The organism is Nocardioides panzhihuensis, from assembly GCF_013408335.1.
GTDB classification, from domain to species: Bacteria; Actinomycetota; Actinomycetes; order Propionibacteriales; family Nocardioidaceae; genus Nocardioides; species Nocardioides panzhihuensis.
Genome location: NZ_JACBZR010000001.1, coordinates 6,054,699 through 6,077,954, shown reverse-complemented (window position 1 = coordinate 6,077,954; position 23,256 = coordinate 6,054,699). Strand labels below are relative to the sequence as shown.

Sequence of the window (23,256 nt, the reverse complement as noted above, 5' to 3'; positions counted from 1 at the left end):
CGATCCGGGGCTCGTGGTGTTGCGCGGCACGTAGATCTCGACACGCGGGCTGCGGCTTCGCAGGCTCAGCCGCACCGCTGCTCGATCTCTTCGGCGACGCGCCCGCGAGCGAGCTCGCTGGCGCTGCCTCAGACGTGGTAGTTCGGCGCCTCGGCGGTGACCTGGACGTCGTGGGGGTGCGACTCCTTGAGCGAGGCGGAGGTGATCCGCATGAAGCGGCCCTTCTCCTGCAGCTCGGGGATGGTGCGCGCGCCGACGTAGAACATCGTCTGGTGCAGGCCGCCGGTGAGCTGGTGGGCGACCGTCGCCAGCGCGCCCTTGTAGGCGACCTGGCCCTCGACGCCCTCGGGGACGATCATGTCGTCGTCGGTGACCTCGGCCTGGAAGTAGCGGTCCTTGGAGAACGACTTCTTGCCGCGCGAGGACATCGCGCCCATGGAGCCCATGCCGCGGTAGGCCTTGAACTGCTTGCCGTTCATCAGGACCAGGTCGCCGGGGGTCTCCTCGGTGCCGGCGAGCATCGAGCCGAGCATCACGGTGTCGGCACCGGCGACGATCGCCTTGCCGATCTCGCCGGAGTAGCGCAGACCGCCGTCGGCGATCACCGGGACACCGGCCGGCTTGCAGGCCAGCGAGGCCTCGTAGACCGCGGAGATCTGCGGCACGCCGACACCGGTGACGACGCGGGTGGTGCAGATCGAGCCCGGGCCGACACCGACCTTGACCGCGTCGGCGCCTGCCTCGACGAAGCTCTGCGCGCCTTCCTTGGTCGCGACGTTGCCGCCGATCACCTGGACATGCTTGGTGGCCGGGTCGGTCTTGAGCCGGTGGACCATGTCGATCAGCATGCGTACGTTGCCGTGGGCCGTGTCCGCGACCAGCACGTCGACACCGGCCTCGATGAGCGTGGTGGCCCGCTCCCATGCATCACCGAAGTAGCCGATCGCCGCGCCGACGAGCAGGCGGCCCTGACCGTCCTTGGAGGCGTCGGGGAACTGCTCGGACTTCACGAAGTCCTTGACGGTGATCAGGCCGGTGATGCGGCCGTCGGCGTCGATCAGCGGGAGCCGCTCGAGCTTGTGCTGGCGCAGCAGCTTGGTGGCCTCCTCGCGGGAGATCTCCGACGGGCCGGTGATCAGGTCCTTGGAGGTCATCACCTCGTTGACCTTGGTGGTCGCCCACTCCGCGACGGGGGTGAACCGGAGGTCGCGGTTGGTGATGATGCCGATCAGCTTCTGGTCGACGTCGACCACGGGGAACCCGGAGATCCGGTATTCACCGGCGAGCTTGTCGAGCTGCTCGAGCGTCGCGTCGGGGCCGATGGTGACCGGGTTGGAGATGATCCCGGTCTGGGTCCGCTTGACCAGGTCGACCTGGTAGGCCTGATCCTCGATGCTCAGGTTGCGGTGGAGGACGCCGATGCCGCCCTGGCGGGCCATCGCGATCGCCATCCGCGACTCGGTCACGGTGTCCATCGCCGCGGAGATGAGCGGGACCCGCAGGTTGATCTCGCGGGTCAGCCGGGAGGTCGTATCGATGTCGGACGGCGCCAGGTCCGAATATCCGGGCAGCAGGAGTACGTCGTCGTAGGTGAGGCCGAGCGTCGCGAACTTCTCCGGGATCTCCATGGAGAAATGCTACGGCCGAGCCCCAGGGATCGCCGAAACGGCGAGACTTCTCAGGTGTTTGCTGCACTTCTCTGGCGTTGCATTGCCAGAGAAGTGCAGCCCAAGAAAATGGTAGAGCCCGGTTAACCGGGTATCGCTGCACTACCGATCCAACGGCTTGAGATCCCGCACCGGAACCTTGACGGTCAGCAGATCACCGGCCATCCGGATCCGGCCGCGCATCCCGGCGGCGAGGACCATGGGCAGCACGGCCTGGTTGTCGGACTGGGTCGTGAGCAGGATCTCGTCGGCGCCGAGCATGTGCGCGAGCTTGGCGGTGTCGATCAGCAGCCGGGTGCCGATGCCTCGGCGCTGCCAGGCCGGGTCGACGCGCAGGTTGATCACGCGGACGTTCTGGTCGTCCTCGACCGGGGCCAGGACCTCGCCGATGCCGACCGCGACGCCGTCGACGAGGGCGGTGACGGCGTCGCCGGTGACGACGAGGTCAGGGGTGCTTCCGGTGCCGAGGCGGCGGACGGGCGGGGTGGTTCCGATGGCCGCCGACTCGCGGCTGCGGTCGAGGACGTCGTTGACCAGGTCGGCCATCGCGGAACCACGGGCGCGCTCGGTCGCGGTGAAGGGGGCGGTGCGGTGGAGCTGGACGTCGACGTCCGCGACCCGCAGCTCCATGGTGTCGTGGACGACCCCGGGCGGAGCCTCGGGCTCCGCGTCGAAGAGCTGCGCCACCACCTCCGGGAACGACATCGGCCGCTCCAGGACGTACCGGCAGGCTTGCACGTAGCGGGTCGGCTGGTCGGCCAGGGCCGCCTCGTTGGCGGGCTGGACGACGGTTTCGCCGCCACCGGCTGCGGAGAAGAGACCGCAGATCTTGTCCTCGCCCCAACCCGGGGGCGTACGCAGCACGAACTCGTCGGTGACCTGCGCCAGTCCCGGGAAGATCTGCATCCCCAAGATGTTGACCCCGGCCTTGCCGCAGCGCTGCGCCAGCGAGGCCAGCGCGCCCGGTCGGTCCGGCAGCGTCGTACGCACTCTCCACAACATCGTCCCCGCCATAGGCCCTAGTCTGCCTGTTTCGCTGTTTCCGGTCCGTTTCGCACGGTTAAACCTCCGAACCGGAACCAGGCGTCAGTCGGCGGGTGCCCTCGGCGGGGTCTGCTCGCCCGCTTCGACGAGCACGTCGATGTGGTTGCTGGCGGGCGGGAGCGGGCAGGTGGCGTGGATCGTGTAGGCACAGGGCATGTTGGCGGCGCGGTTGAAGTCGAGGACTGCCTTGCCGTCGACGGGCGGCTCGACGGCGAGCTGACGGCAGGCGGCGTAGGTCGTGACGCCGCTGGTCTCGTCGGTGAACAGCAGCCACAGCTCGTCGTCACCGCCGTCGAAGGCGATCAGCCGCTGCGGGCGGCCACCCACATCGAACGCCACCTCGCCCACGGCGTCGATGACGCTCGAGCGGCCCTCGACCACGGAGCCGACCGAGATCGGCCGGCTCGTCGCGTAGCGCGTGAAGGCCGCGATCAACCGCCACGCCGGGTCCGGAGCGTACGTCGGGGTGCCGGTGTAGTCGCGCAGGAACGGGCCGTCGGGCTGCCGCGGCCGGAGGACCGGGGTGCCGAAGCGGTCAGCGACCTCGACGGTCCCGGTGTCGAAGGTCGCGACCACTCCCACGGGGTCGACATCCCCGAAGACGTACCGCCCGGCAAGGGTGGTGCCACCGAGCTCGAGCCACTCACCCGGACCGAGCTCGACCACGGCGCCCTCCGGAGCCTTCGACCAGACACCCGGGACCCCTGGGAACCGCTGCGGCTTGGCGCTCAGCCAGTGCAGGCCGGTGATCGCCAGGAAACCTTCCGGGCTTCTCAGCTCGGCCTCCCGCTCATCGCGCCACCGTTGCCAGGCCTGCTCGAAAGTCACGTGACGCACTCTACAAAGATCTGCGTTGCCAGGTCTTGCAATAGTCGCCGACTTTTACCCTCAGCTTCACTCGTGGGCCGTCCGAGCCCTTCTGCGCACAGTCCCGAGCAGGCGGATCGCGCCGCGCGCCGCGGTGACCAGGACGAGGTACCAGATCGCGGCCACCACGAGCAGCGGGATGATCAGATGGTTGCGCTCCTCGAGCGCCTGGACGACCCCCAGCAGGTCGGTGATCGCGAGCACCGAGACCAGGCTGGTCGCCTGGAGCGTCGTCACCAGCAGGTCACCGAGCGCGGCGAGCCGGTCGCCGCTCGAAAGAGCCCTCGCTGCGTACGCTCCCAACGCCAGCGCCAGCCCGACGATCGCAGCGTGGACCGGTGTGACCAACCGGACCGCGTCGATGTGCACCCCCGGGATCCCGAAGGTGATGTCGGGGAAGACCAGCGCGATGTTGCTCCACAGCAGCAGCTGGACGAGCACCGGGATGCCGCCGAAGATCCACACGTACGCCGCCGCGACCCCGCCCAGCACCGGGTTGCCCGATCTCTCCGTCCTGCCCACGGCCAGTCCGAGCGCCGACGCCAGCGCGAAGACCAGCACGGTGAGCCGGACGGTGAGCCAGACCCCGGCGAGGACATCGGGATGGACGAGGTGTTCGACGACCTCTCCCAGGAGCAGGTTCTCGTTGGTCACCAGGGTCCACAGGAGCCGGAGGAGAACGAGGCCGAGGAGAGCAGCGATCGCCCATTCGACCGTGTTGGTTTCGACACGGCTCGACCGACGCGCACCGCTGGTCGAGCCGCCGGAGCCGCTAGGCGAAGGCGTGTCGAGACCAACACGGTCGTCGTCGGCAGCCGTCTCGGTCATCGCGGTGAACGATCGCGTCTCCTGGTGTCCAGGAGGTTGCGAACAGCTGGTCAATCACTGAAATCGCCGAGTCGGCGCATCCCGCCCCTCTCGCTCGCTTCGCTTCGCGAGGTACGAGTCAAGTGCGCCGACTCGGCTATCTCTCAGTAAGACGGCTGAGCCTGCACGTTCAGCTCGTCGAACCTGACCTTCTTCGCCGAGGCGACCCGGGGGTCACGCAGGTCGAAGACGTCGAAGCCGCGCTGGATCTCGTTGGAGTAGATGTAGCCGTTGTAGTAGTAGGTCGACCACGCGCCGGCGATGGTCGTGGTGTCCTCGAACGGACCGCGGTCGAACCAGGCGATCTCCTTCGGGTTGGCCGAGTCAGTGAAGTCGTAGACGGAGATCCCGCCCTGATACCAGGCCTGGACCATGATGTCCTTGCCCTTGACCGGGATCAGCGAGCCGTTGTGGGCGACGCAGTTCTCGGTGTTGGACTGGGTGCGCGGGATCTTGTAGTACGACTTGAAGACCAGGTCGGAGCCCTCGATGTCGTAGATGCCGTTGGCGCCCCTCTTGGGGCCGACCTCGGGGTTGCACACCGGCGCGCCGCCACCGCCGAGCTCGTCGGTGAAGACGACCTTGGTGCCGCTGTTGTTGAAGGTCGCCGAGTGCCAGAACGCGAAGTTCGCGGTGTCTCGGACCCGCTCGGTGACGACCGGGTTCTCGCGGTCGGAGATGTCCATCAGGATGCCGTCACCCATGCACGCACCGGCCGCGACGTCCTTGCTCGGGTAGGTGGTGATGTCGTGACAGCCGGCGGTGTTGGTGTAGCCACCGTCGGGGAAGAGCACCGGCTCGTTGACCACCGCGGCGGTCTCAGGCTCCGCCGTCGGGATCTTCACGACGCTGATCTTGTCGTGGGGCGGCTGGCAGTCGGGGAACTCCGGGCGAGGTCCGTAGGAGGAGACGTAGGCGTAGACGGCCTTGCCGTCCTTGCTCGGCGCCAGCGAGTGGGTGTGGGAGCCGCACTTGGTCTCGACCGCGGCGACGTAGGCCGGCTGCGCCGGGTTGCTGATGTCGAAGACCCGGATGCCCTCCCAGGACTCCTTGTTCTGCGCCGACTGCGCGACGTTGTCGCAGGTGTTGTTGCTGCGGCTGGAGTCGACGGAGAGGACGAGCAGGTCGCCGTGGACCGAGATGTCGTTCTGCGAGCCCGGACACACGACCTGGGTGACCAGCTTGGGCTTGTGGGGCTTCTTGATGTCGATGACGTTGAAGCCGTCGTAGTTGCCGGCGAAGGCGTAGCGGCCCTGGAACGCCAGGTCGCTGTTGAGCGCACTGGTCGGCGCGAACGCCCCCGACTTGGGGAGGTTCGCGATCAGGTTCAGGTTGGGGGTGCCTTCGGTCGCTCCGGCCTCCACGGCCGGGTTGTTGACGCCGAGCTTCGCGATGTCGTTGCCCGGGGCACAGGCCGAGGCGAAGTTGTCTCCGGCCGCGGCCAGGATCTTCTTCTCCGCCTCGGTGCAGCTGGGCTGGGGAGCGGCGCTCTGGGAGCCGTGCGAGTGGGACTCGTCGGCCGAGGACGGGGCGGCGACGGCCAGCCCTCCGGCGACGATCATGGCCGATGCGACTCCGGCCAGGATGTGGATGGGACGTCTCATTGGGGGGTCGCCTTCCGAGTCGACTGCCGTGCGGATGGAGCCACGGGCCTGTCGATTCTAGGGAAATCCCCTTCCGACGACGGCGAAAATGAATAAGTTGACTACCCTGCGTACGCCTCGGAAGGCAGGTCCATGCGGAAACTCGGCGTCCCCACCGCTGTACTAGCACTGCTGTTGCTCACCGGCTGTGCCGAGGAGCAGCACGCTCACTCCGGCCACGAGCCGAGTGCATCAGGATCGCCTCAGTCGGCGCCGGTCCTCCAGCCGGGCGCTCCCGGCGAGTCTGCGGGCACGATCGCCCCATCGGACGTGCCGGCCGACGCCGAGTGGAACCAGACCGACGCCACCTTCGTCGCGATGATGATCCCGCACCACGCCCAGGCGCTGGAGATGACCGAGCTGGCCGTCACCCGCGCCGCCAGCGACGAGGTGAAGTCGCTGGCCAGGAGCATCACCGCGGCTCAAGGGCCGGAGATCGTCTCGATGAGCGGCTGGCTCCAGGCCCGCGGCCTCGAGGTGCCCGGCGCCGGCGATCTGCCGAACCACGCCGGCATGCCCGGCATGCTCACTCCCGAACAGCTGAAGGAGCTCGGTGCGGCTCGGGGCGAGGAGTTCGACCGGCTCTTCCTGACCCGGATGATCGCTCACCACGAGGGCGCCCTGACGATGGCGGCACCCGTGCTCAGCAAGGGCAGCGACACCCTCGCCATGGAGATGGCGCAGGACGTCGAGGCATCTCAGAAGACCGAGATCGGAATCATGCAGAAGCTGCTGGAATCCCAGTGAGTCGAATCCCAGCGAGGCGCCGCTTGGCGGTCGCAGCCGGCGTCTTCGTCGCCGCTGCCCTCACCCTCGCCCTGCTCGTCTACACCGGCGTGGTCATGCCCACCCGCCTGTTCGCCGCCAGATACGACGTACGCGGCATCGACGTCTCCCACCACAACGGGGTCGTCGACTGGTCGCGGGTCGCCGAGCAGGACATCGACTTCGCCTGGCTCAAGGCGACCGAGGGGTCCACGCACGTCGACTCGCGTTTCGCCGCCAACTGGTCCGGGGCACGTGCCGCCGGGATCGCCACCGGCGCCTACCACTTCATGAGCTTCGAGAGCCCGGGCGCCGGGCAGGCCCACAACATGATCGCCACGGTCCCGCGCGACGCCGGCACGCTCGCCCCGGTCGTCGATCTGGAGCCGTACGGCTCGTTCAAGGGCAACCTGCCGCCCGCCACCGAGGTGCGGGCCATCCTCGATCCCCTGCTGAGCACGCTCGAGGACTACTACGGGATCGCGCCGGTCATCTACACCACACCGTCGGCCTACCGGGCCTATCTGGTCGACCGCTACCCGGACAACCCGATCTGGTTCCGCTCCGTCGCCTGGCCGCCGCGGGTGCCGGACGGACGCGACTGGTCGATCTGGCAGTACTCCAGCCGCGACCGGCTCGACGGCGTGGGCAGCGATGACGAGGCGTACGTCGACATGAACGTGCTCTCCGACGACGTGGATCTCGATTCGCTGATCGTTCGCTGAAATCGCCGAGTCGGCGTATCCGACCCCTCTCGGGGTCAGATACGCCGACTCGGCTTTGAATCAGTGACCGTGACCGTGGCCGTGACCGGCCGCGGGCGCGTCGTCCTCTTCCGGCTTGTCGACGACCAGCGTCTCGGTCGTGAGCAGCATGCTCGCGATCGAGGTGGCGTTGGTCAGCGCGGAGCGGGTGACCTTGACCGGGTCGATGACGCCCTGGGCGATCAGGTCGCCGTACTCACCGGTGGCCGCGTTGTAGCCCTGGCCGACGCCGAGCTCGCGAACCTTGGTGGTGATGACGTAGCCGTTGTCGCCACCGTTCTCGGCGATCCAGCGCAGCGGCTCGTCGGCGGCCTTGCGGACGACACGAACGCCGACCGCCTCGTCGCCCTCGAGACCGAGGTCCTTCTCCAGCACCGAGACGGCGTGGATCAGCGCGGAGCCACCGCCGGGGACGATGCCCTCCTCGATGGCGGCGCGGGTCGCGGAGACAGCGTCCTCGATGCGGTGCTTCTTCTCCTTGAGCTCCACCTCGGTGTGAGCGCCGACCTTGATCACGCAGACGCCACCGGCGAGCTTCGCGAGGCGCTCCTGGAGCTTCTCGCGGTCCCAGTCGGAGTCGGTGCGCTCGATCTCGGCCTTGATCTCGTTGACACGACCCTCGACGGTGGCAGCGTCGCCGCCACCCTCGACGATGGTCGTGTTGTCCTTGGAGACGGTCACGCGGCGAGCGGTGCCGAGCACCTCGAGGCCGACCTGGTCGAGCTTGAGGCCGACCTCCTCGGCGACGACCTGCGCGCCGGTCAGGATCGCGATGTCCTGCAGCATGGCCTTGCGGCGGTCACCGAACGCGGGCGCCTTGACGGCGGTCGCGTTGAAGGTGCCCTTGATCTTGTTCACGACCAGGGTCGAGAGGGCTTCGCCCTCGACGTCCTCGGCGATGATGAACAGCGGCTTGCCCGCGGCGATGACCTTCTCCAGCAGCGGCAGGAACTCCTGGACGGAGCTGATCTTGCCCTGGACGAGCAGGATCAGCGGCTCGTCGATGACGGCCTCCATCCGCTCCTGGTCGGTCACGAAGTACTGAGAGATGTAGCCCTTGTCGAACTGCATACCCTCGGTGAACTCGAGCGCGGTGCCAGTGGTGTTGGACTCCTCGACGGTGATCACACCGTCCTTGCCCACCTTGGCGAAGGCCTCGGCGAGGATCTCGCCGATCTTCGCGTCGCGGGAGGAGATGGTCGCCACCGAGGCCATGTCGGACTCGTCGACGACCTCACGAGCGGCGGCGCGCAGCGCGTCGCCGACGGCGGTCGCAGCGGCGTCCATACCGCGCTTGAGGCTCATCGGGTTCGCGCCGGCGGCAACCGCGCGCAGACCCTCGTGGACCATCGCCTGGGCGAGGACGGTCGCGGTGGTCGTACCGTCACCAGCGATGTCGTTGGTCTTGGTCGCAACCTCCTTGGTGAGCTGAGCACCAAGGTTCTCGAACGGGTCGTCCAGCTCGATCTCACGGGCGACGGTGACACCGTCGTTGGTGATCGTCGGGGCGCCCCACTTCTTGTCGAGGACGACGTAGCGGCCCTTGGGCCCCAGCGTCACCTTGACGGCGTTGGCGAGGGCGTCGACGCCACGCTCGAGGGCGCGGCGGGCGTTCTCGTCGAACTCCAGGATCTTCGGCATTGTTATTTACTCCCTAGTACGCAGCGCGCGGCCGTGGCTGCCAGGAATCCACCTGACGGCCCGGCCGCGCTTTGCGAGACGGATGACGTCAGGCGATGACTGCGAGGATGTCGCGGGCGGAGAGAATGAGGTACTCCTCGCCGGCGTACTTGACCTCGGTGCCGCCGTACTTGCTGTAGATGACCTTGTCGCCGACGGCGACGTCGAGCGGAACGCGGTTGCCCTTGTCGTCGATGCGACCCGGGCCGAGCGCCAGGACCTCGCCCTCCTGGGGCTTCTCCTTGGCGGTGTCCGGGATGACCAGACCGGAGGCGGTGGTCTGCTCGGCCTCGACGGCCTTGACGACGATCCGGTCCTCAAGAGGCTTGATGTTGACCGACACTGTGTCGACCTCCCCATTTCTTTTCTACGGAGTCAGACTGGTGGGTGTTGCTACGTCTGTGCTTGCGATGTGCCACGTACGCCGTCGCGGGGGTCGCACCCGGCTCGCAAGCGTTGGCACACTCCAGGGGAGAGTGCCAATGCAGACGTTAGCACTCGCCCGCAATGAGTGCCAGCATGACCGCCCTATCGCTGACCGGGGAGCCTCACCAGCAGCGCGACCATGCCAGCCAGGAGGCCGACGATGATGATGCCGCCGGCGACCACGAGCGACCGCAGGCCCTCCTCGTCGTCGTCCTCGTCGAGCGAGGTGATCCGGAGCTCTTCACCGTCGCTCAGTCCCGACATCTGCGACGAGTCCTCGGCCTGCTCGGAGATCTCGTTGCCGGCCTCGCGACTGGGGGCCGGGGTCGACGGGGCCGACGGAGTGACGCTGGCCGACGGCGTACGCTCGCGCCGTTCGTCCTTCTTCGTGGCCGGCGTCTTCTCGATCTCAGCCGGTGCGCTCTGCTGAGCGTCGGCTTCAGCCGTCTCGTCGGCCTTGTCTGGTTTGCGGTCCTCGTCCCGCTCGTCCCGCTCGTCCCGGTCGTCTCGGTCGTCTCGGTCGTCCCGGTCGTCCCGGTCGTCCTGGTCTTCCCGCTCGTCGGTGTCTGTCGCCGGCTCGCCGGAGGCCCCGACCCGGGTGTACTCCACCGAGTAGCCCTCAAGCGACCGCCCGTCGCTGTGCCAGACGACCGTCGTACGTTGCGGCGTGGACAGCGTGTGCACCTCCGAACTGCCCCTCCGGCCGCGGCTGTCCACGCAGTAGGACACGATCAGGTAGCCCTCGGGCGCGGTGACCACCGCCGAGGATCCACCGTCCAGCTCGCGGTATCCGTCTCCGTACGCGCAGTGGCGCACCGGTGCGACCGTGTCGGCCGATGCGGGCGCGGCGAACAGCAGAGACAGCAGAGACAGCAGAGACAGCGGGGCAATGATCGCCGCGAGTGCCCAGAGGCTCACCGGGACTCGACGCGGGGGTCTGCACACCCGGCGGATCCTAGAGCAGAAACACCCGGCGGGGTAATGGGCTTTTGTCCGGACCGAAAACCGGCCTGAGAGGATCGACGCATGGATCTTGACGCCTTCTCCTGGCTGCTGACCGATGACGGCCAGCAACTGCTGGCGCGGGCCACCGAGATGACGGCAGCGGCTTCCACCGACGACACGGTCGACGGGAAGGGTGACGGCAAGGGCAACAGCAAGGGTTCCCGCAAGCGTTCGGCGTTGGCTGTGCAGGCCGCCCTGCGCAAGGACGAGACTGCCGAGCACGTGACGGCGGCGATGGCCCAGGTGGACCTGCGCCGGAAGGCGGCCACCAAGTTCGGCGACCTGGCGCCGAGGATGTACTTCACTCCCGACGGCCTCGAACAGGCCACCCGCCTCACCGTCGCCCACCACCGGGCCGCGCGCCTGCGCGCCTTCGAGGCAGCGAGCGTCATCGACCTGGGCTGTGGGATCGGCGGCGACCTGATCGCCTCCTCACGCGCCGGCCTCACCGCTGCCGGGGTCGATCACGATCCGGAACGGGTCGCCGTCGCCAAAGCGAACCTGGATGCCCTGGGGCTGCCCGGCGCCGTCACCGTCGCCGACGCGACGGCCGTCGACCATTCACCGTTCGAGGTTGCGTACGCCGATCCGGCACGTCGCGGCGCCAAGGGCCGAGTCTTCTCCGCGGAGGGGTGGACGCCGCCGTGGTCGTGGGTCGAGACGCTCTTCGCGCGCGATGCGTGCGTGAAGGTCGCGCCCGGGATCCCGCACGATCTCGTGCCCGAGAAGGTCGAGGCCGAATGGGTCAGCGACCGCGGTGAGGTCAAGGAGGCTGCGTTGTGGTCGGGCTCCCTGGCCAGCACGCAGCGGCGGGCCACCGTGATCGGCGAGCGTGGCCTGGCGACGCTCACCTCCGAGGACGACCCGGGCGGTGAGGTCGGCCCCGTCGCCGAGTTCCTCTACGAGCCCGATGGAGCGGTCATCCGCGCCGGGCTGGTCACCGCGGTCGCCGCTGGGGTGCAGGGTCACCTGGTCGACGAGCACATCGCGTACGTCACCTCCTCGGCCTCCTTCGAGACGCCGTTCGCCCGTGGGTATCAGGTTCTCGAGGAGCTGCCTTATCGAGAGAAGCAGCTCAAGGCGGCGCTGCGCGAGCGTGGGATCGGGAGGCTGACGATCAAGAAGCGCGGCGTGCAGGTCGTACCCGAGCAGCTCCGCAAGCGACTCGCGCTCTCCGGGTCCGAGGAGGCCACGATCGTGCTGACCAGGGTCGCCGGTGAGGGGACCTGTCTGTTGGTGCGGCCGTTCTGAGTGGCTTGACCTCGGGTGACCGGGTCAGGCCAGGACGCTGGTGACGGGCTGGGAGGAGTCGGCGGGGAGGTCCAGGGCCGAGGGAGTGCGTCCCCGCGCGACCATCTCGGATCCCAGAGCCGCGACCATCGCGCCGTTGTCCGTGCACAGGCCCGGGCGCGGGACCCGGACCAGGATGCCGAGCTTGGCGGCGCGTTCCTCGGCGAGCACCCGGAGTCGGCTGTTCGCCGCGACCCCGCCACCGATGACGATGTCCTCGATGCCTTCCGAGGAGGCTGCGTCGAGGGCCTTCCTGACCAAGACGTCGACCACGGCCTCCTGGAAGCTGGCGGCCACGTCGGCGACCGGCACCGGCTCGCCGCTGCGCTCCTTGGCCTCGATCCAGCGGGCGACCGCGGTCTTGAGGCCGGAGAAGGAGAAGTCGAAGCGGTGTCGCTCCAGGTCGCGACGGGCGGTGAGCCCGCGTGGGAAGTCGATCGCGATCGAGCTGCCCGAGGTGGCGGTCCTGTCGATCACGGGGCCGCCGGGGAAGCCGAGGCCGAGCAGACGGGCGACCTTGTCGAAGGCCTCGCCCGCAGCATCGTCGATGGTCGCTCCCATCGGGTCGACACCCACGGTGATGTCGGTGACCTTGAGCAGGCTGGAGTGGCCGCCGGAGACGAGCATGGCGACACAGGGCTCGGGAAGCGGCCCGTGCTGCAGCTGGTCGACCGCGACGTGGGAAGCCAGGTGGTTGACCCCGTAGATCGGCTTGTCGAGGCCGAGCGCGAGCGCTTTGGCCGCCGCCACTCCGACCAGCAGAGCGCCGGCGAGCCCGGGGCCCGAGGTGACGGCGATCGCGTCGACGTCATGGAGCTTGATGCCCGACTCCTGGCAGGCGCGCTCGATCGTCGGCACCATCGCCTCCAGATGCGCCCGACTCGCGACCTCGGGCACGACCCCACCGAACCGGGCATGCTCCTCGACACTGCTCGCCACCGCGTCGGCCAGCAGCGTGTGGCCACGCACCACCCCGATCCCGGTCTCGTCGCACGACGTCTCGATCCCGAGGACCAGGGGCTCATCAACGCGGGCACCAGAAGTCATGCGCCCATTCTGCCTCCCCGTCGATCTGGAGCTCGGTAGCAGTCTCGGTTCCATGCCGTTGGCCAGGCCCGGTATAGGCACCTCAGCAGGCGAACGAATTTTCGTTCGCCCAGGCTGCGAGCGGGTCGGACGCCTTGCTGCCTCGCGGGCCGGGCGAGCGCGTCGGTTGCGCGAACGAAAATTCGTTCGGCCGGTTCCGAGCCGCCGACGCCGACAAGCCCTGAGGAACTCAACCCCTCATCGTGCGACCGAATTTTCGTTCGCCACTCGACGCCGGCTGACGATTCCACTTCCAGGTCGGCGGCGCGCTCAGTCGGCGGCCGGTCGAGTCCCGTCCCCGTCAAGCCCCGTCCCGGTCAAGCCCGTCCCGGTCAAGCCCGTCCCGGTCAAGCCCGTCCCGGTCAAGCTGCAGCCTGGCTGCTGTCTTGGTCCTCGCGCAGCGCTGAGTAGGCGGCAGCCCAGAGGCTCTGCGCGAGCTCGGGCTGGATCGGGTCTGCAGAGCAGAGGCTCTCCCACAGCCCACGAAGCAGGATCACCAGCCCGCCCGACTCGTAGACGGTGAGATCGCGGCCGATCGAGCAACGGAGCCAGAACCTGACGTCGTGCCACAGGTCTCGCACCGTCTCGCCGACTTCGTCGTTCGACCGAGCCAGCTCCTCGAACCCCAACCAGGCCCGCAGAAAGAACACCTCGTCATGGGTCGTGGGCAGGTAGCCCGCCCATCCCCGTGCATTCACACGCTGGGCGATCTGCTCCCAGAAGATGCCGGCGAATCCCGCCGCCGCGTGGGGCAGCATGTTCTGCTGACCGGCGAACCACTGGTGGAGCGTCGACACGCCCATGTTCGCTTCCTCGGCCACCACCTTGAGAGTGGGCGCACGCAAGCCGTCACGACCGATCGTCCTCGCCAGAGCGAGGCCGGCCGTCTGAGATTCGAACCTGTTGCGGTTGAAGACCATGGCACTGATCGCACCACAGACCACCGACATCGACCACCGACATTTCAGCCAGAGGTCGCTGTCGACCCGGGTAGCTCCATCGCCAGCACGAGCCCCGTCGCCCCATCACGGTAGTAGCGCTCGCGGCGGTCGATCTCGACGAACCCGGCCCGGTGGTAGAACTCGATGGCCGCGACGTTGTTCTCACGCACCTCGAGGAGAAGACGCTCCGCGCCCTCGCTCCGAGCGAGGTCGATCGAAGCGGCGAGGAGCGCCCCACCGATCCCGCGGCGGCGTTGCTGCTCGGCGGTCGCGATCCGCTGGAGCTCGGCGATCTCGTAGACCACGCTCACCAGCGCATGGCCAGCGACCTTCCCCGTGGCGTCCTCGGCGACGAGGATCCGGACGGTGGGCATCTTCCCGTCGATCGCCACCTGCAGGTACTCGGGAGTCCAGGCATCGTCGGGAAAGGCCTCCAGCTCGAGCGCGGCGATCGCGTCGACGTCGTCCGGGCCGGCCGAGCGTACGGTCACCTGGGAGTCCCCGGCTTCTGGGCCTTCTTCTGCGCAGCCTGATCCACCGCATCAGGCCGGCGCAGGTAGAGCGGCTCAGGATCCATCAGCTCGACCCGCTCCTCGGCCACCGCCCGTGCCAGCCAACCCGCGGACGGACGCACCGGACCGATCGGCGAGGGGAACGCGTCCGGATAGAGCAGCGCGCCCTCTCCGACCACCGGCATCGAGGTGGCCACCTCGTCCGGCCTGACGACAACAGGACCCTCGAGACGGACTCCGTCGGGGTCGTAGGAGGCCAGGTAGACCTCCTTGCGCCGCGCATCCGTCGCCACGAAGAACCCGCCCCCGCCGGTGGTCGAGCTTGTCGAGACCTCCCCAGACGACACCGCCTCCACCGCCAGCACATCCAGCGAGCAAGCCGCATACACCGGGATCTCCAGCACGAACCCGAGGGTCCGTGCCGTGACCAGCCCGACCCGCAACCCGGTGAACGGCCCAGGCCCGGCGCCGACGGCGATGGCGGTCAGATCCTGGCGTACGACCCCGGCCGCCGTCATGACCTCGGAGATCAGCGGCGCAAGCTGCTCACCATGCTTCATGGCACGGTCGGAGACCATCTCGGCGACGACGTCGTCGCCGTCGTGGAGCGCCACGGTCACCTGGGGCGTAGCGGTGTCAAAAGCGAGAAGCACACCCACAGCCTAGAGCGCGCCGAGGTCCACACCACGCCAGCGGGCCCCGACCGGCACGATCTCCACGCGTCGCGGATCCGCCCCGTCGGGCGCCTCGACCAGGTCCAGCGGAGCCTCGTCGGCCTCAGCACGCACGATCCGGATCTCGAGCCGGGACTCGGAGAGCCCTTCGGCCAGGCCCTCGCCCCACTCCACGACTGTGACCGCATCGTCGAGATCGGTGTCCAGGTCGAGGTCGTCGAGCTCTTCGATCCCACCGAGCCGATAGGCGTCGACGTGGACGAGCTCCGGCCCGCCGACGGTCGAGGGATGCACACGAGCGATCACGAAGGTCGGCGAGGTGACCTCGCCACGTACGCCGAGCCCGGCGCCGAGGCCCTTGGTGAAGGTGGTCTTCCCCGCACCGAGACCGCCGGAGAGGACCAGCACGTCCCCCGCCGCGATCAGTGCGGCCACTCGCCGGCCCAGCTCGAACATGGCCTCGGCGTCGAGCGCCTCGACGACATGCTCGTTCAGCGGGCGACGGAGCCGCACCTCCGGCAATGCCTGGGACTCGTCACGAGCTCGCTCGCGCCTGAAACCCTGCCGCTCCCAGAACCGCAGCGTCTCCGGCAGCTCCTCACGAGCGATCACCGCAAGGTCGTCGAAACCTTCCGCACGCGCGAGCCCGGCGGCGTACGTGACCATCTTGTGCGCCACCCCATGACCCTGCTGATCAGGCAGAACAGCGAAACGACGCAGCCACAGCGTCGAGTCCGCGGGATCCATGAGCACGGCCCCGACAGCGACGCCGTCCCACCGCGCCAGCACGCCGCCGAACCCGGCGAGGCGCTCCTTCATCGACCCCTCGGTCTCGCCGAGCGCTTCAGCGGGCGGATCCAGGGGCGGACGCGCGGAGAAAGCGACGCGGACGATATCGAGCACTTCGGCCGCGGCCTCAGGCCCGACCCGCTCGAAGACGAGCGTCATGCCGAAGCCGCATCCCGGGTCGCCGTGGCGAGCAGCTGGTCGAGCTCGGCGTTGACCTGACCGTGCCGCTCGAGGATGACCATGTGTCCGGCCTTCTCGCACTCGACCAGCCGCGATCCAGGGATGTAGGAGTGCAGCTTGCGGCTGTGGCCGATCCCGGTGAGCCGGTCCGCGGTGCCACAGATGATCGTGGTCGGCACCCGCCCCATCGCGGCGACGCTCGAGAACTTGTCCAGCGCACGGAAGGTCGGGAAGAACTCCGCGACGACCTCGAACGGCGTCTGCGAGAGCAGCCCGTCGACGAACTGGACGTACGCCTCGGGCACCTCGTCCCCGAAGGCGAACACGTCGGTGAACACGGTCGCCACCGAGGCCCCCATCGCGCGGAACCGGTCGACGACCCCGTGCCCCTTCGCGAGCGTCCTGATGGTCCTGTTGGCGATCCCGCCGGACAGCTTGGCCGGAAGCACCGGGATCAGCAGCCGGCTCGGGTCGAGGCCACCCGCGGTCGTCGAGATCAGGGCGACACCGATGATCCGGCCACCCTCGTCGTAGGGCGCGAACAGCTCAGGATGGTCCTCGGCGAGCGAGGCGATGGTCATCCCACCCATCGAGTGGCCGACCAGGATCACCGGACCCTCCGGCACCACCGCGTCCAAGACCCTGAGCAGATCGTCACCGAGCTGGTCGATGGTGGCGTTGCCGAGCGAGGACCGGCCGCTGCGGCCGTGGCTGCGCTGGTCGTAGAAGACCGACCGCACCAGGCCCCGGTACGCGGCCCGTTGGAAGTGCCAGCAGTCGAGGTTGAGGCAGTAGCCGTGCACGAAGACGAGCGTCACCTCGCTCGATCCGCCGTTGTGAGCCGGGTCGACCTCGTCGACCTCGACATGAAGGGGTACGCCGTCCTCGGTCACCACGGTGACCGGACACGACCGCAGCGTGCCGAGCGGAGTCCGGTCCGTGGGGCGATCCTCGATCGCGCGACGGCGCTTCTTGACCACCATCGCGCCACTCGCAGCGGCGGCGACCGCCGCCGCTCCCAACGTCCCGGCCGCGATCTGGCCGATTCGTGTTGCAACGCTCATCGATCGACTCCCTGCTCGCTGGGGCTGTCAGTGTCCTGGTCGCTGTCGACATAACGCCGTTTCATCCGACCTCCGATCCTGGTGACGATCTCGTAGGCGATGGTCTCGCTCGCCTCGGCCCAGTCCTGGGCGGTCGGCTCGCCGTCGGCGCCGGTCCCCCACAGGACCACCTCCGCACCCGGCTCGACCGAGGTGTCGCCGAGGTCGACCACGATCTGGTCCATGCAGACGGTGCCGCGCACCGGCCGCCGCGCACCGGCGACCCACGCCGACGCGCGGTTTCCGGCCCGGCGCTGGATCCCTTCGGCGTAGCCGACCGGGATCAGCCCCACCGTCGTCGGCTGCTCGGCCACCCAGGTGTGGTTGTAGGAGACGCCCGTGCCGGCTTCGATCTGCTTGACCAGCGCGAGCTCGGCCCGCACGGTCATCGCGGGGACGAGCCCGAGCTCCGCCCAGGGCGATCCGTCGACACCGGGCGCCGGATCGATCCCGTACGTCGCGACCCCGACCCGGACCAGGTCGAGCCGCGCGCTGGGGCGAAGCAGCGCTCCCGCCGAGTTGGCGAGGTGGCGTACCTCAGGCCGCAGGCCGGCTTGCTCCGCGATCGCGACCGCCTCGCCGAAGACCTTCTCCTGGAGTGCGCTGATCGGGTCCGCGGGATTCTCCCCTGCGCTGAAGTGCGACCAGATCCCGGTGACGCGGATCGCTCCCTCGGCCTCGAGGATGCGCGCCATCGCGACCAGGTTCGACCAGTCGGCGAACGCCGCGCCGCCCCGGGCGAGCCCGGTGTCGACCTTGAGCTGCACCCGCGGCGTACGTCCCAGGGCGTCACCGGCCGCGGCGAACTTCTCCAGGTCGGCGACGGTGTAGGCGGTGACGTCGATGTCCGCGACCAACAGGTCCTCGGCGGGCTCGCTCGGCATGATCAGCCACGCCAGCAGCCGGCCCTGGTCGCCGGCCGCGCGCAGCGCGAGCGCCTCGTCGACGGAGGCCACGCCGAGCCAGTCCGCGCCGCCCTCACGGGCGGCCCGCCCGGCCTCGACCAGGCCGTGACCGTAGCCGTCAGCCTTGACCACCGTCATGATCGGCGTACGCAGATACTCCCTCAGCCGCGAGACGTTGTGTCGGATCGCAGCGAGGTCGATGACGATCTCGGCTCGCCGAAGCGGAGCCCGAGTCGCTGGGCTCGGTGACATGGTGTCAAGGGTAGTTCCTGCGCAACGCTCTACTGGGAAGGGGGCGAGACAGCGGGCAGGGACCGGATGACGGCGGGTATCGCCGCGGCCACCCCGCTCGCCGTGACCGGCCCACCCGCGCTAGCCAGCGTGGCTGCCGCGCCGTGCAGCCAGGCGCCCGCAGACGCTGCGTCGATGGGGGCCAGACCGGCGGCGAGCAGCGAGCCGATCAGCCCGCCGAGCACATCCCCGGAGCCGGCGGTGGCCAGCCAGGAGGTTCCGGTCGTGTTGACCCGTACCGGCGTGTCGGGGTCCGGCGAGGCGATCGTGGTGCGGCGGCCCTTGAGCAGCACCACGGCGTCGAACCGTTGGGCCGCGAGCCGCGCATAGTGCAGCGGACGAGCCTCGATGTCGCCGCGGTCCTCGCGGATCAGCGTCGCCAGCTCGCCCGCGTGCGGCGTCAGGATCGCGGGCAGGCCGAGCGGCCCGGTCAGCGGGCGCAGGCTGTCGGCGTCGATGACCAGAGGTACGCCGCTGGCCCGTGCGAACGCGAGCGCGCTGTTGGCTCCGTCAGCGCTGCCGGAGCCGACCACCCAGGCCTGCGCCTGGCCGTCGCCGACGACCTCCGGGTGGCGGCGTTTGACCCACTCCGATGCGGTGCCGACGTAGCGCACCATCCCGGCGAGCCCGGTGTTGGCGCCGGCGACGGCCAGCAGCGCGGCGCCGGGATAGGTGGCGCTGCCGACCCGCAGCCCGACGACCCCGCGGGAGTACTTGTGTCCGTCGGGCGCCGGTCGCGGCACCAGCGCGGCCACGTCGGCCGCCTCCAGGCTCTCGATCACCGGTGTCGGCAGATCGAGTCCGATGTCGACCAGCTGCACCGTCCCGCAAGCGGAGGCCGTCGGGTCGAGCAGATGACACGGCTTGTAAGTGCCGAAGGAGACCGTCAGGTCGGCGCTCACGTGGGCCCCGTCGATCTCCCCGGTGTCGACACAGACCCCGCTGGGCGTGTCTACAGCGACCACCGGGATCCCGGCGAGCGCCTCCAGCGCCGCCTCGGCATCCGGTCTCAGCCCGGGCTTCCCCCCGATCCCGACGATCCCGTCGACGACGACGTCAGCCCCGGTGGTCGAGCCTGTCGAGACCACCCCCGAGGACACGGTCCCTCCGGCCGCCTTCAGCGCCGCCACCCCGCCCGCGTGCGCCCGGTCCGACAGCAACCACGCCTCGACCCGCGCCCCGCGACGCCCGAGCAGCGCCCCGGCGTACAGCGCGTCGCCGCCGTTGTCCCCGCTCCCGACGAGCAGGACGACGCGTTTCCCGTAGGCGCCGCCGAGGCCGCGCCCGCGAAGGTGGCCGATGACCGCGTAGGCCAGCCCGGCAGCCGCACGCTGCATCAGGGCGCCTTCCGGCAGACTCGCCATCAAGGCTTTCTCTGCTGCTCTGACCTGCTCAACCGAGTGCGCACGCCGCATGGGTTCAACCCTACGCGCCCGGTCATCGGAGCGTACGGGCCGAAGGGCTCCAACAAGCACCGAAGGGCTCCAACAAGCCCAGTCAGTCCTCTAGGACGACCATGGCCGAGGCGATCCCGGCGTCGTGGGAGAGCGAGAGGTGGACGGTGACCACGCCGAGCTTCGTCGCCTGCGCCAGCACGGTGCCGCGGAGCTCGAACCGCGGCTGGCCCGATGACTCCGAGATCACCTCGGCGTCGTGCCACTCCATCCCCACCGGCGCACCGAGCGCCTTGGCCAGCGCTTCCTTCGCGGCGAACCTGGCGGCCAGCGAGGCCATCGGCTTCGTCGCCTCAGCCGGGGTGAACAGGCGCTCACGGAGCCGCGGCGTACGCTCCAACGACTCCTCGAACCGCCCGAGGTCGCAGACGTCGATCCCGACTCCGAGGACAGCCATCAGCGCGCCACCATCACTCGACGGTGACGGACTTGGCGAGGTTGCGGGGCTGGTCGACGTCGTAGCCGAGCTCGGTGGCGAGCTGGCAGGCGAAGAGCTGCAACGGCACGACCGCGACCAGAGGCTGCAGGAGCACCGGCACCTTGGGCAGCCGGATGATCGTGTCGGAGACCGCGTCGACCGAGTCGTCGCCCTCCTCGACCAGAGCGATGGTCCGCGCTCCGCGAGCCCGCACCTCCATGATCCCCGAGCGCATCTTGTCGTGCAGGAAGTCGCGGCCGCGCGGGGGCACGATGCACCAGATCGGCAGGCCCTCCTCCACCAGCGCGATCGGGCCGTGCTTGAGCTCGCCGGCGGCGAAGCCCTCGGCGTGCAGGTAGGCGAGCTCCTTGAGCTTGAGGGCACCCTCCAGAGCGACCGGGTATCCGGCATGGCGGCCCAGGAACAGGAACGCGCGGCGGTCGGCGTACTCACGCGCCAGGTCATAGACCTGCGGTGCGGTCTCGAGCACCTTCTCGACCGCGGCGGGCATCGCCTCGAGCTGGGTCATCACCCCGTCGATCTCGTCGCCGTACATCGTGCCCTTGGCCTGCGCCAGGTAGAGCGCGAGCAGGTAGCAGGCGACCAGCTGGGTGACGTACCCCTTGGTCGAGGCGACCCCGATCTCCGGGCCGGCGTGGGTGTAGATGACCGCGTCGGACTCACGCGGGATGGTGGAGCCGTTGGTGTTGCAGATCGCCAGCACCTTCGAGCGCTGCGAGCGCGCGTGCCGGATCGCCTGCAGGGTGTCGGCGGTCTCGCCGGACTGCGAGATCGCGACCACGAGCGTCGAGTTGTCGAGGATCGGGTCGCGGTAGCGGAACTCGGAGGCCAGCTCGACCTCGACGGAGATCCGGCACCAGTGCTCGATGGCGTACTTCGCCACCATCCCCGCATAGAACGACGTCCCCGCGGCGATGATGATGATCTTGGTGACCTCGCGCAGCTCGTCGTCGTCGAGCCGCATCTCGTCGAGATGGAGAGCCCCCGAAGACGTACGCCGCCCCAGCAACGAGTCGGCGACGGCACGAGGCTGCTCGAGGATCTCCTTGCGCATGAACCAGTCGTGGCCGTCCTTCTCGGCGGCGGCCAGATCCCAGTCGACGTGGAAGTGGCGGCCCTCGGCGGCGGTGCCGTCGAAGTTGGTGACCGTCGCCCCCTCACGGGTGATCGTGACGACCTGGTCCTGGTCGAGCTCCAGCGCCTCGCGGGTGTGCTCGATGAAGGCGGCGACGTCGGAGCCGAGGAACGACTCCCCCTCGCCCAGGCCGACCACGAGCGGGCTGTTGCGGCGGGCGGCGACGACCCGGGACGGATCCTCGGCGTCGATGGCGACGAAGGTGAACGCACCTTCGAGGATCGAGCAGACCGTCTGCATCGCGACGGTCAGGTCGGCTCCGCCGACGACCTCGCGCTCGAGCAGGTGGGCGGCGACCTCGGTGTCGGTCTGCGAGGTGAACTCGTGACCGTCGCTCTCCAGGGAGGCCCGCAGCTCGGCGAAGTTCTCGATGATCCCGTTGTGCACGACCGCGACGCGACCGGTGCGGCCGACGTGCGGGTGCGCGTTGCCGTCGGTCGGGCCACCGTGGGTCGCCCAGCGGGTGTGACCGATCCCGGTCGTCGACGCCGGCAGCGGCGTGTCCGCGATCGCCTTCTCCAGGTTGGCGAGCTTGCCTGCCTTCTTGTCCGTGGCCAGCTTTCCGTCAGCGATCAGCGCGATCCCCGCCGAGTCATAGCCGCGGTACTCCAACCGCCGCAGGCCATCGATCACGACGCCCTGCGCCGACCGGTCTCCGACGTACCCAACGATGCCGCACATGGCCGATGATCCTACGGCTCTCGTGGACCCTACAAGGAAGCGGCGGTGCTTGTGCGTAACAATCGTTGCCATGTCACACCCCGGGCCACACGGCGACGACCGCGGCTCCTCGCCCTACGTCGAGCTCGATCGAAGCGCGTGGGCCGAGCTCGCCACCGAGACCGAGAGTCCGCTGACCGAGGCCGAGATCGAGTCGCTGCGAGGCCTGGGCGACCAGATCGATCTCAACGAGGTCGAGGAGGTCTACCTGCCGCTGAGCCGGCTGCTCAGCCTCTACGTGAGCGCCTCGGACAAGCTCCACGACCAGCAGGAGCTGTTCCTCGGCAAGGCGATGCCGGAGCGTACGCCCTTCGTCATCGGCGTCGCCGGGTCCGTCGCCGTCGGCAAGTCGACCACCGCCCGCGTGCTCCAGCAGATGCTCGCCCACTGGCCCGAGCACCCGAACGTCGCGCTGGTCACCACCGACGGGTTCCTCTACCCGAACGCCGAGCTCGAGCGTCGTGGTCTGATGGAGCGCAAGGGCTTCCCGGAGTCCTACGACCGCAAGGCCCTGCTCCGTTTCCTCGTCGACCTCAAGTCCGGTGAGGACGAGGTGCGCGCGCCGATCTACTCACACCTGACCTACGACGTCACCGACCGGACGGTGACCGTCAAGAAGCCCGACATCGTCATCCTCGAGGGGCTCAACGTCCTGCAGCCCTCTCGGGTCCGGGCCGACGGCACCATCTCGCTGGCCCTCTCCGACTTCTTCGACTTCTCCGTCTTCGTCGACGCCGACTCGCGCGACATCAAGCGGTGGTACGTCGACCGCTTCCTGCGGCTGCGTGAGACGGCCTTCCGCGACCCGTCGTCGTACTTCACCAAGTACGCCGCCCTCACCCACGACGAGGCCGTCACCCGCGCCACAGAGATCTGGAACGAGATCAATGGCCCCAACCTCCGCGAGAACGTACTCCCCACCCGCTCCCGCGCCACCCTCGTCCTCCGCAAGGACCGCGACCACTCCGTCCGCTACGTACGCCTGCGGAAGATCTAGCCCGCCGTCGGT

The 23,256-nt window shown here is 69.1% G+C and carries 22 protein-coding genes; 4 read left to right on the top strand and 18 right to left on the bottom strand.

The features are described 5' to 3' along the window. Positions 1-128: 128 nt before the first annotated feature. The 5 genes from guaB to BJ988_RS28740 form a co-directional block, all read right to left on the bottom strand. A complete protein-coding gene (guaB, locus tag BJ988_RS28760) occupies positions 129-1,628 on the bottom strand; it encodes an IMP dehydrogenase (protein ID WP_179661209.1) in 1,500 nt (499 codons plus the stop codon). A gap of 141 nt (positions 1,629-1,769) precedes the next feature. Beyond that, positions 1,770-2,681 carry a GNAT family N-acetyltransferase gene (locus tag BJ988_RS28755; protein WP_179661208.1) on the bottom strand — a complete coding sequence of 304 codons (912 nt, stop codon included), beginning with the start codon at positions 2,679-2,681 and terminating at the stop codon, positions 1,770-1,772. Positions 2,682-2,753: 72 nt separating this feature from the next. Then, positions 2,754-3,539 carry a DUF1684 domain-containing protein gene (locus BJ988_RS28750; protein ID WP_343051826.1) on the bottom strand — a complete coding sequence of 262 codons (786 nt, stop codon included), beginning with the start codon at positions 3,537-3,539 and terminating at the stop codon, positions 2,754-2,756. 66 nt (positions 3,540-3,605) lie between these two features. Beyond that, entirely contained in the window at positions 3,606-4,406 is an 801-nt protein-coding gene (locus BJ988_RS28745) for a hypothetical protein (RefSeq protein WP_179661206.1), read from the bottom strand. A gap of 143 nt (positions 4,407-4,549) precedes the next feature. Next, entirely contained in the window at positions 4,550-6,049 is a 1,500-nt protein-coding gene (locus BJ988_RS28740; protein ID WP_179661205.1) for an LVIVD repeat-containing protein, read from the bottom strand. A 132-nt stretch (positions 6,050-6,181) separates the two neighbouring features. Between BJ988_RS28740 and BJ988_RS28735 the strand changes: the two genes are divergently transcribed. Both BJ988_RS28735 and BJ988_RS28730 read left to right on the top strand, forming a co-directional pair. After that, positions 6,182-6,835: a DUF305 domain-containing protein gene (locus BJ988_RS28735; protein WP_179661204.1), complete on the top strand. Its 654-nt coding sequence runs from the start codon at positions 6,182-6,184 to the stop codon at positions 6,833-6,835. A 23-nt stretch (positions 6,836-6,858) separates the two neighbouring features. After that, positions 6,859-7,578: a GH25 family lysozyme gene (locus BJ988_RS28730; protein WP_218861172.1), complete on the top strand. Its 720-nt coding sequence runs from the start codon at positions 6,859-6,861 to the stop codon at positions 7,576-7,578. Positions 7,579-7,638: 60 nt separating this feature from the next. Here the strand turns inward: BJ988_RS28730 and groL are convergent, their stop codons facing one another. From groL to BJ988_RS28715, 3 genes are all read right to left on the bottom strand, one after another. Further along, positions 7,639-9,258: a chaperonin GroEL gene (gene groL / locus BJ988_RS28725; protein ID WP_179661203.1), complete on the bottom strand. Its 1,620-nt coding sequence runs from the start codon at positions 9,256-9,258 to the stop codon at positions 7,639-7,641. Between the two features lie 88 nt (positions 9,259-9,346). Further along, positions 9,347-9,640, bottom strand: a complete 294-nt coding sequence (gene groES, locus BJ988_RS28720; RefSeq protein WP_008362423.1) for a co-chaperone GroES — start codon at positions 9,638-9,640, stop codon at positions 9,347-9,349. Positions 9,641-9,825: 185 nt separating this feature from the next. Further along, positions 9,826-10,641, bottom strand: coding sequence for a hypothetical protein (locus tag BJ988_RS28715; RefSeq protein WP_179661202.1), 816 nt, complete (start codon positions 10,639-10,641; stop codon positions 9,826-9,828). A 108-nt stretch (positions 10,642-10,749) separates the two neighbouring features. On the opposite strand from BJ988_RS28715, the gene BJ988_RS28710 reads away from it, so the two are divergent. Next, positions 10,750-11,979 carry a class I SAM-dependent methyltransferase gene (locus tag BJ988_RS28710; protein ID WP_179661201.1) on the top strand — a complete coding sequence of 410 codons (1,230 nt, stop codon included), beginning with the start codon at positions 10,750-10,752 and terminating at the stop codon, positions 11,977-11,979. Positions 11,980-12,003: 24 nt separating this feature from the next. Here the strand turns inward: BJ988_RS28710 and tsaD are convergent, their stop codons facing one another. The 10 genes from tsaD to glmS all read right to left on the bottom strand — a co-directional run bounded on the left by tsaD (position 12,004) and on the right by glmS (position 22,208). Continuing rightward, complete coding sequence (gene tsaD, locus BJ988_RS28705) at positions 12,004-13,065, bottom strand: tRNA (adenosine(37)-N6)-threonylcarbamoyltransferase complex transferase subunit TsaD (RefSeq protein WP_179661200.1); 1,062 nt, start codon at positions 13,063-13,065, stop codon at positions 12,004-12,006. Positions 13,066-13,466: 401 nt separating this feature from the next. Next, positions 13,467-13,925: a hypothetical protein gene (locus BJ988_RS28700; RefSeq protein ID WP_179661199.1), complete on the bottom strand. Its 459-nt coding sequence runs from the start codon at positions 13,923-13,925 to the stop codon at positions 13,467-13,469. Between the two features lie 143 nt (positions 13,926-14,068). Beyond that, complete coding sequence (gene rimI / locus BJ988_RS28695; protein WP_179661198.1) at positions 14,069-14,536, bottom strand: ribosomal protein S18-alanine N-acetyltransferase; 468 nt, start codon at positions 14,534-14,536, stop codon at positions 14,069-14,071. Beyond that, entirely contained in the window at positions 14,533-15,210 is a 678-nt protein-coding gene (gene tsaB, locus BJ988_RS28690) for a tRNA (adenosine(37)-N6)-threonylcarbamoyltransferase complex dimerization subunit type 1 TsaB (protein WP_179661197.1), read from the bottom strand. The genes rimI and tsaB overlap by 4 nt, the downstream gene beginning before the upstream one ends. 9 nt (positions 15,211-15,219) lie before the next feature. Next, complete coding sequence (tsaE, locus tag BJ988_RS28685) at positions 15,220-16,179, bottom strand: tRNA (adenosine(37)-N6)-threonylcarbamoyltransferase complex ATPase subunit type 1 TsaE (RefSeq protein ID WP_179661196.1); 960 nt, start codon at positions 16,177-16,179, stop codon at positions 15,220-15,222. Next, complete coding sequence (locus tag BJ988_RS28680; protein WP_179661195.1) at positions 16,176-17,264, bottom strand: alpha/beta fold hydrolase; 1,089 nt, start codon at positions 17,262-17,264, stop codon at positions 16,176-16,178. Before BJ988_RS28680 ends, tsaE begins: the two co-directional genes overlap by 4 nt. Then, a complete protein-coding gene (gene alr / locus BJ988_RS28675) occupies positions 17,261-18,460 on the bottom strand; it encodes an alanine racemase (RefSeq protein ID WP_179661194.1) in 1,200 nt (399 codons plus the stop codon). Before alr ends, BJ988_RS28680 begins: the two co-directional genes overlap by 4 nt. 29 nt (positions 18,461-18,489) lie before the next feature. Next, entirely contained in the window at positions 18,490-19,863 is a 1,374-nt protein-coding gene (locus BJ988_RS28670; protein ID WP_246321604.1) for an NAD(P)H-hydrate epimerase, read from the bottom strand. A gap of 133 nt (positions 19,864-19,996) precedes the next feature. Continuing rightward, positions 19,997-20,350 (bottom strand): holo-ACP synthase, encoded by a 354-nt coding sequence (locus BJ988_RS28665; protein ID WP_179661192.1) that lies wholly within the window; start codon positions 20,348-20,350, stop codon positions 19,997-19,999. Between the two features lie 13 nt (positions 20,351-20,363). Further along, a complete protein-coding gene (gene glmS / locus BJ988_RS28660) occupies positions 20,364-22,208 on the bottom strand; it encodes a glutamine--fructose-6-phosphate transaminase (isomerizing) (RefSeq protein ID WP_179661191.1) in 1,845 nt (614 codons plus the stop codon). A 70-nt stretch (positions 22,209-22,278) separates the two neighbouring features. Here glmS and coaA point away from each other — a divergent pair, with 70 nt between their 5' ends. After that, positions 22,279-23,244, top strand: a complete 966-nt coding sequence (coaA, locus tag BJ988_RS28655) for a type I pantothenate kinase (protein ID WP_179661190.1) — start codon at positions 22,279-22,281, stop codon at positions 23,242-23,244. The last annotated feature ends 12 nt before the right edge of the window (positions 23,245-23,256 follow it).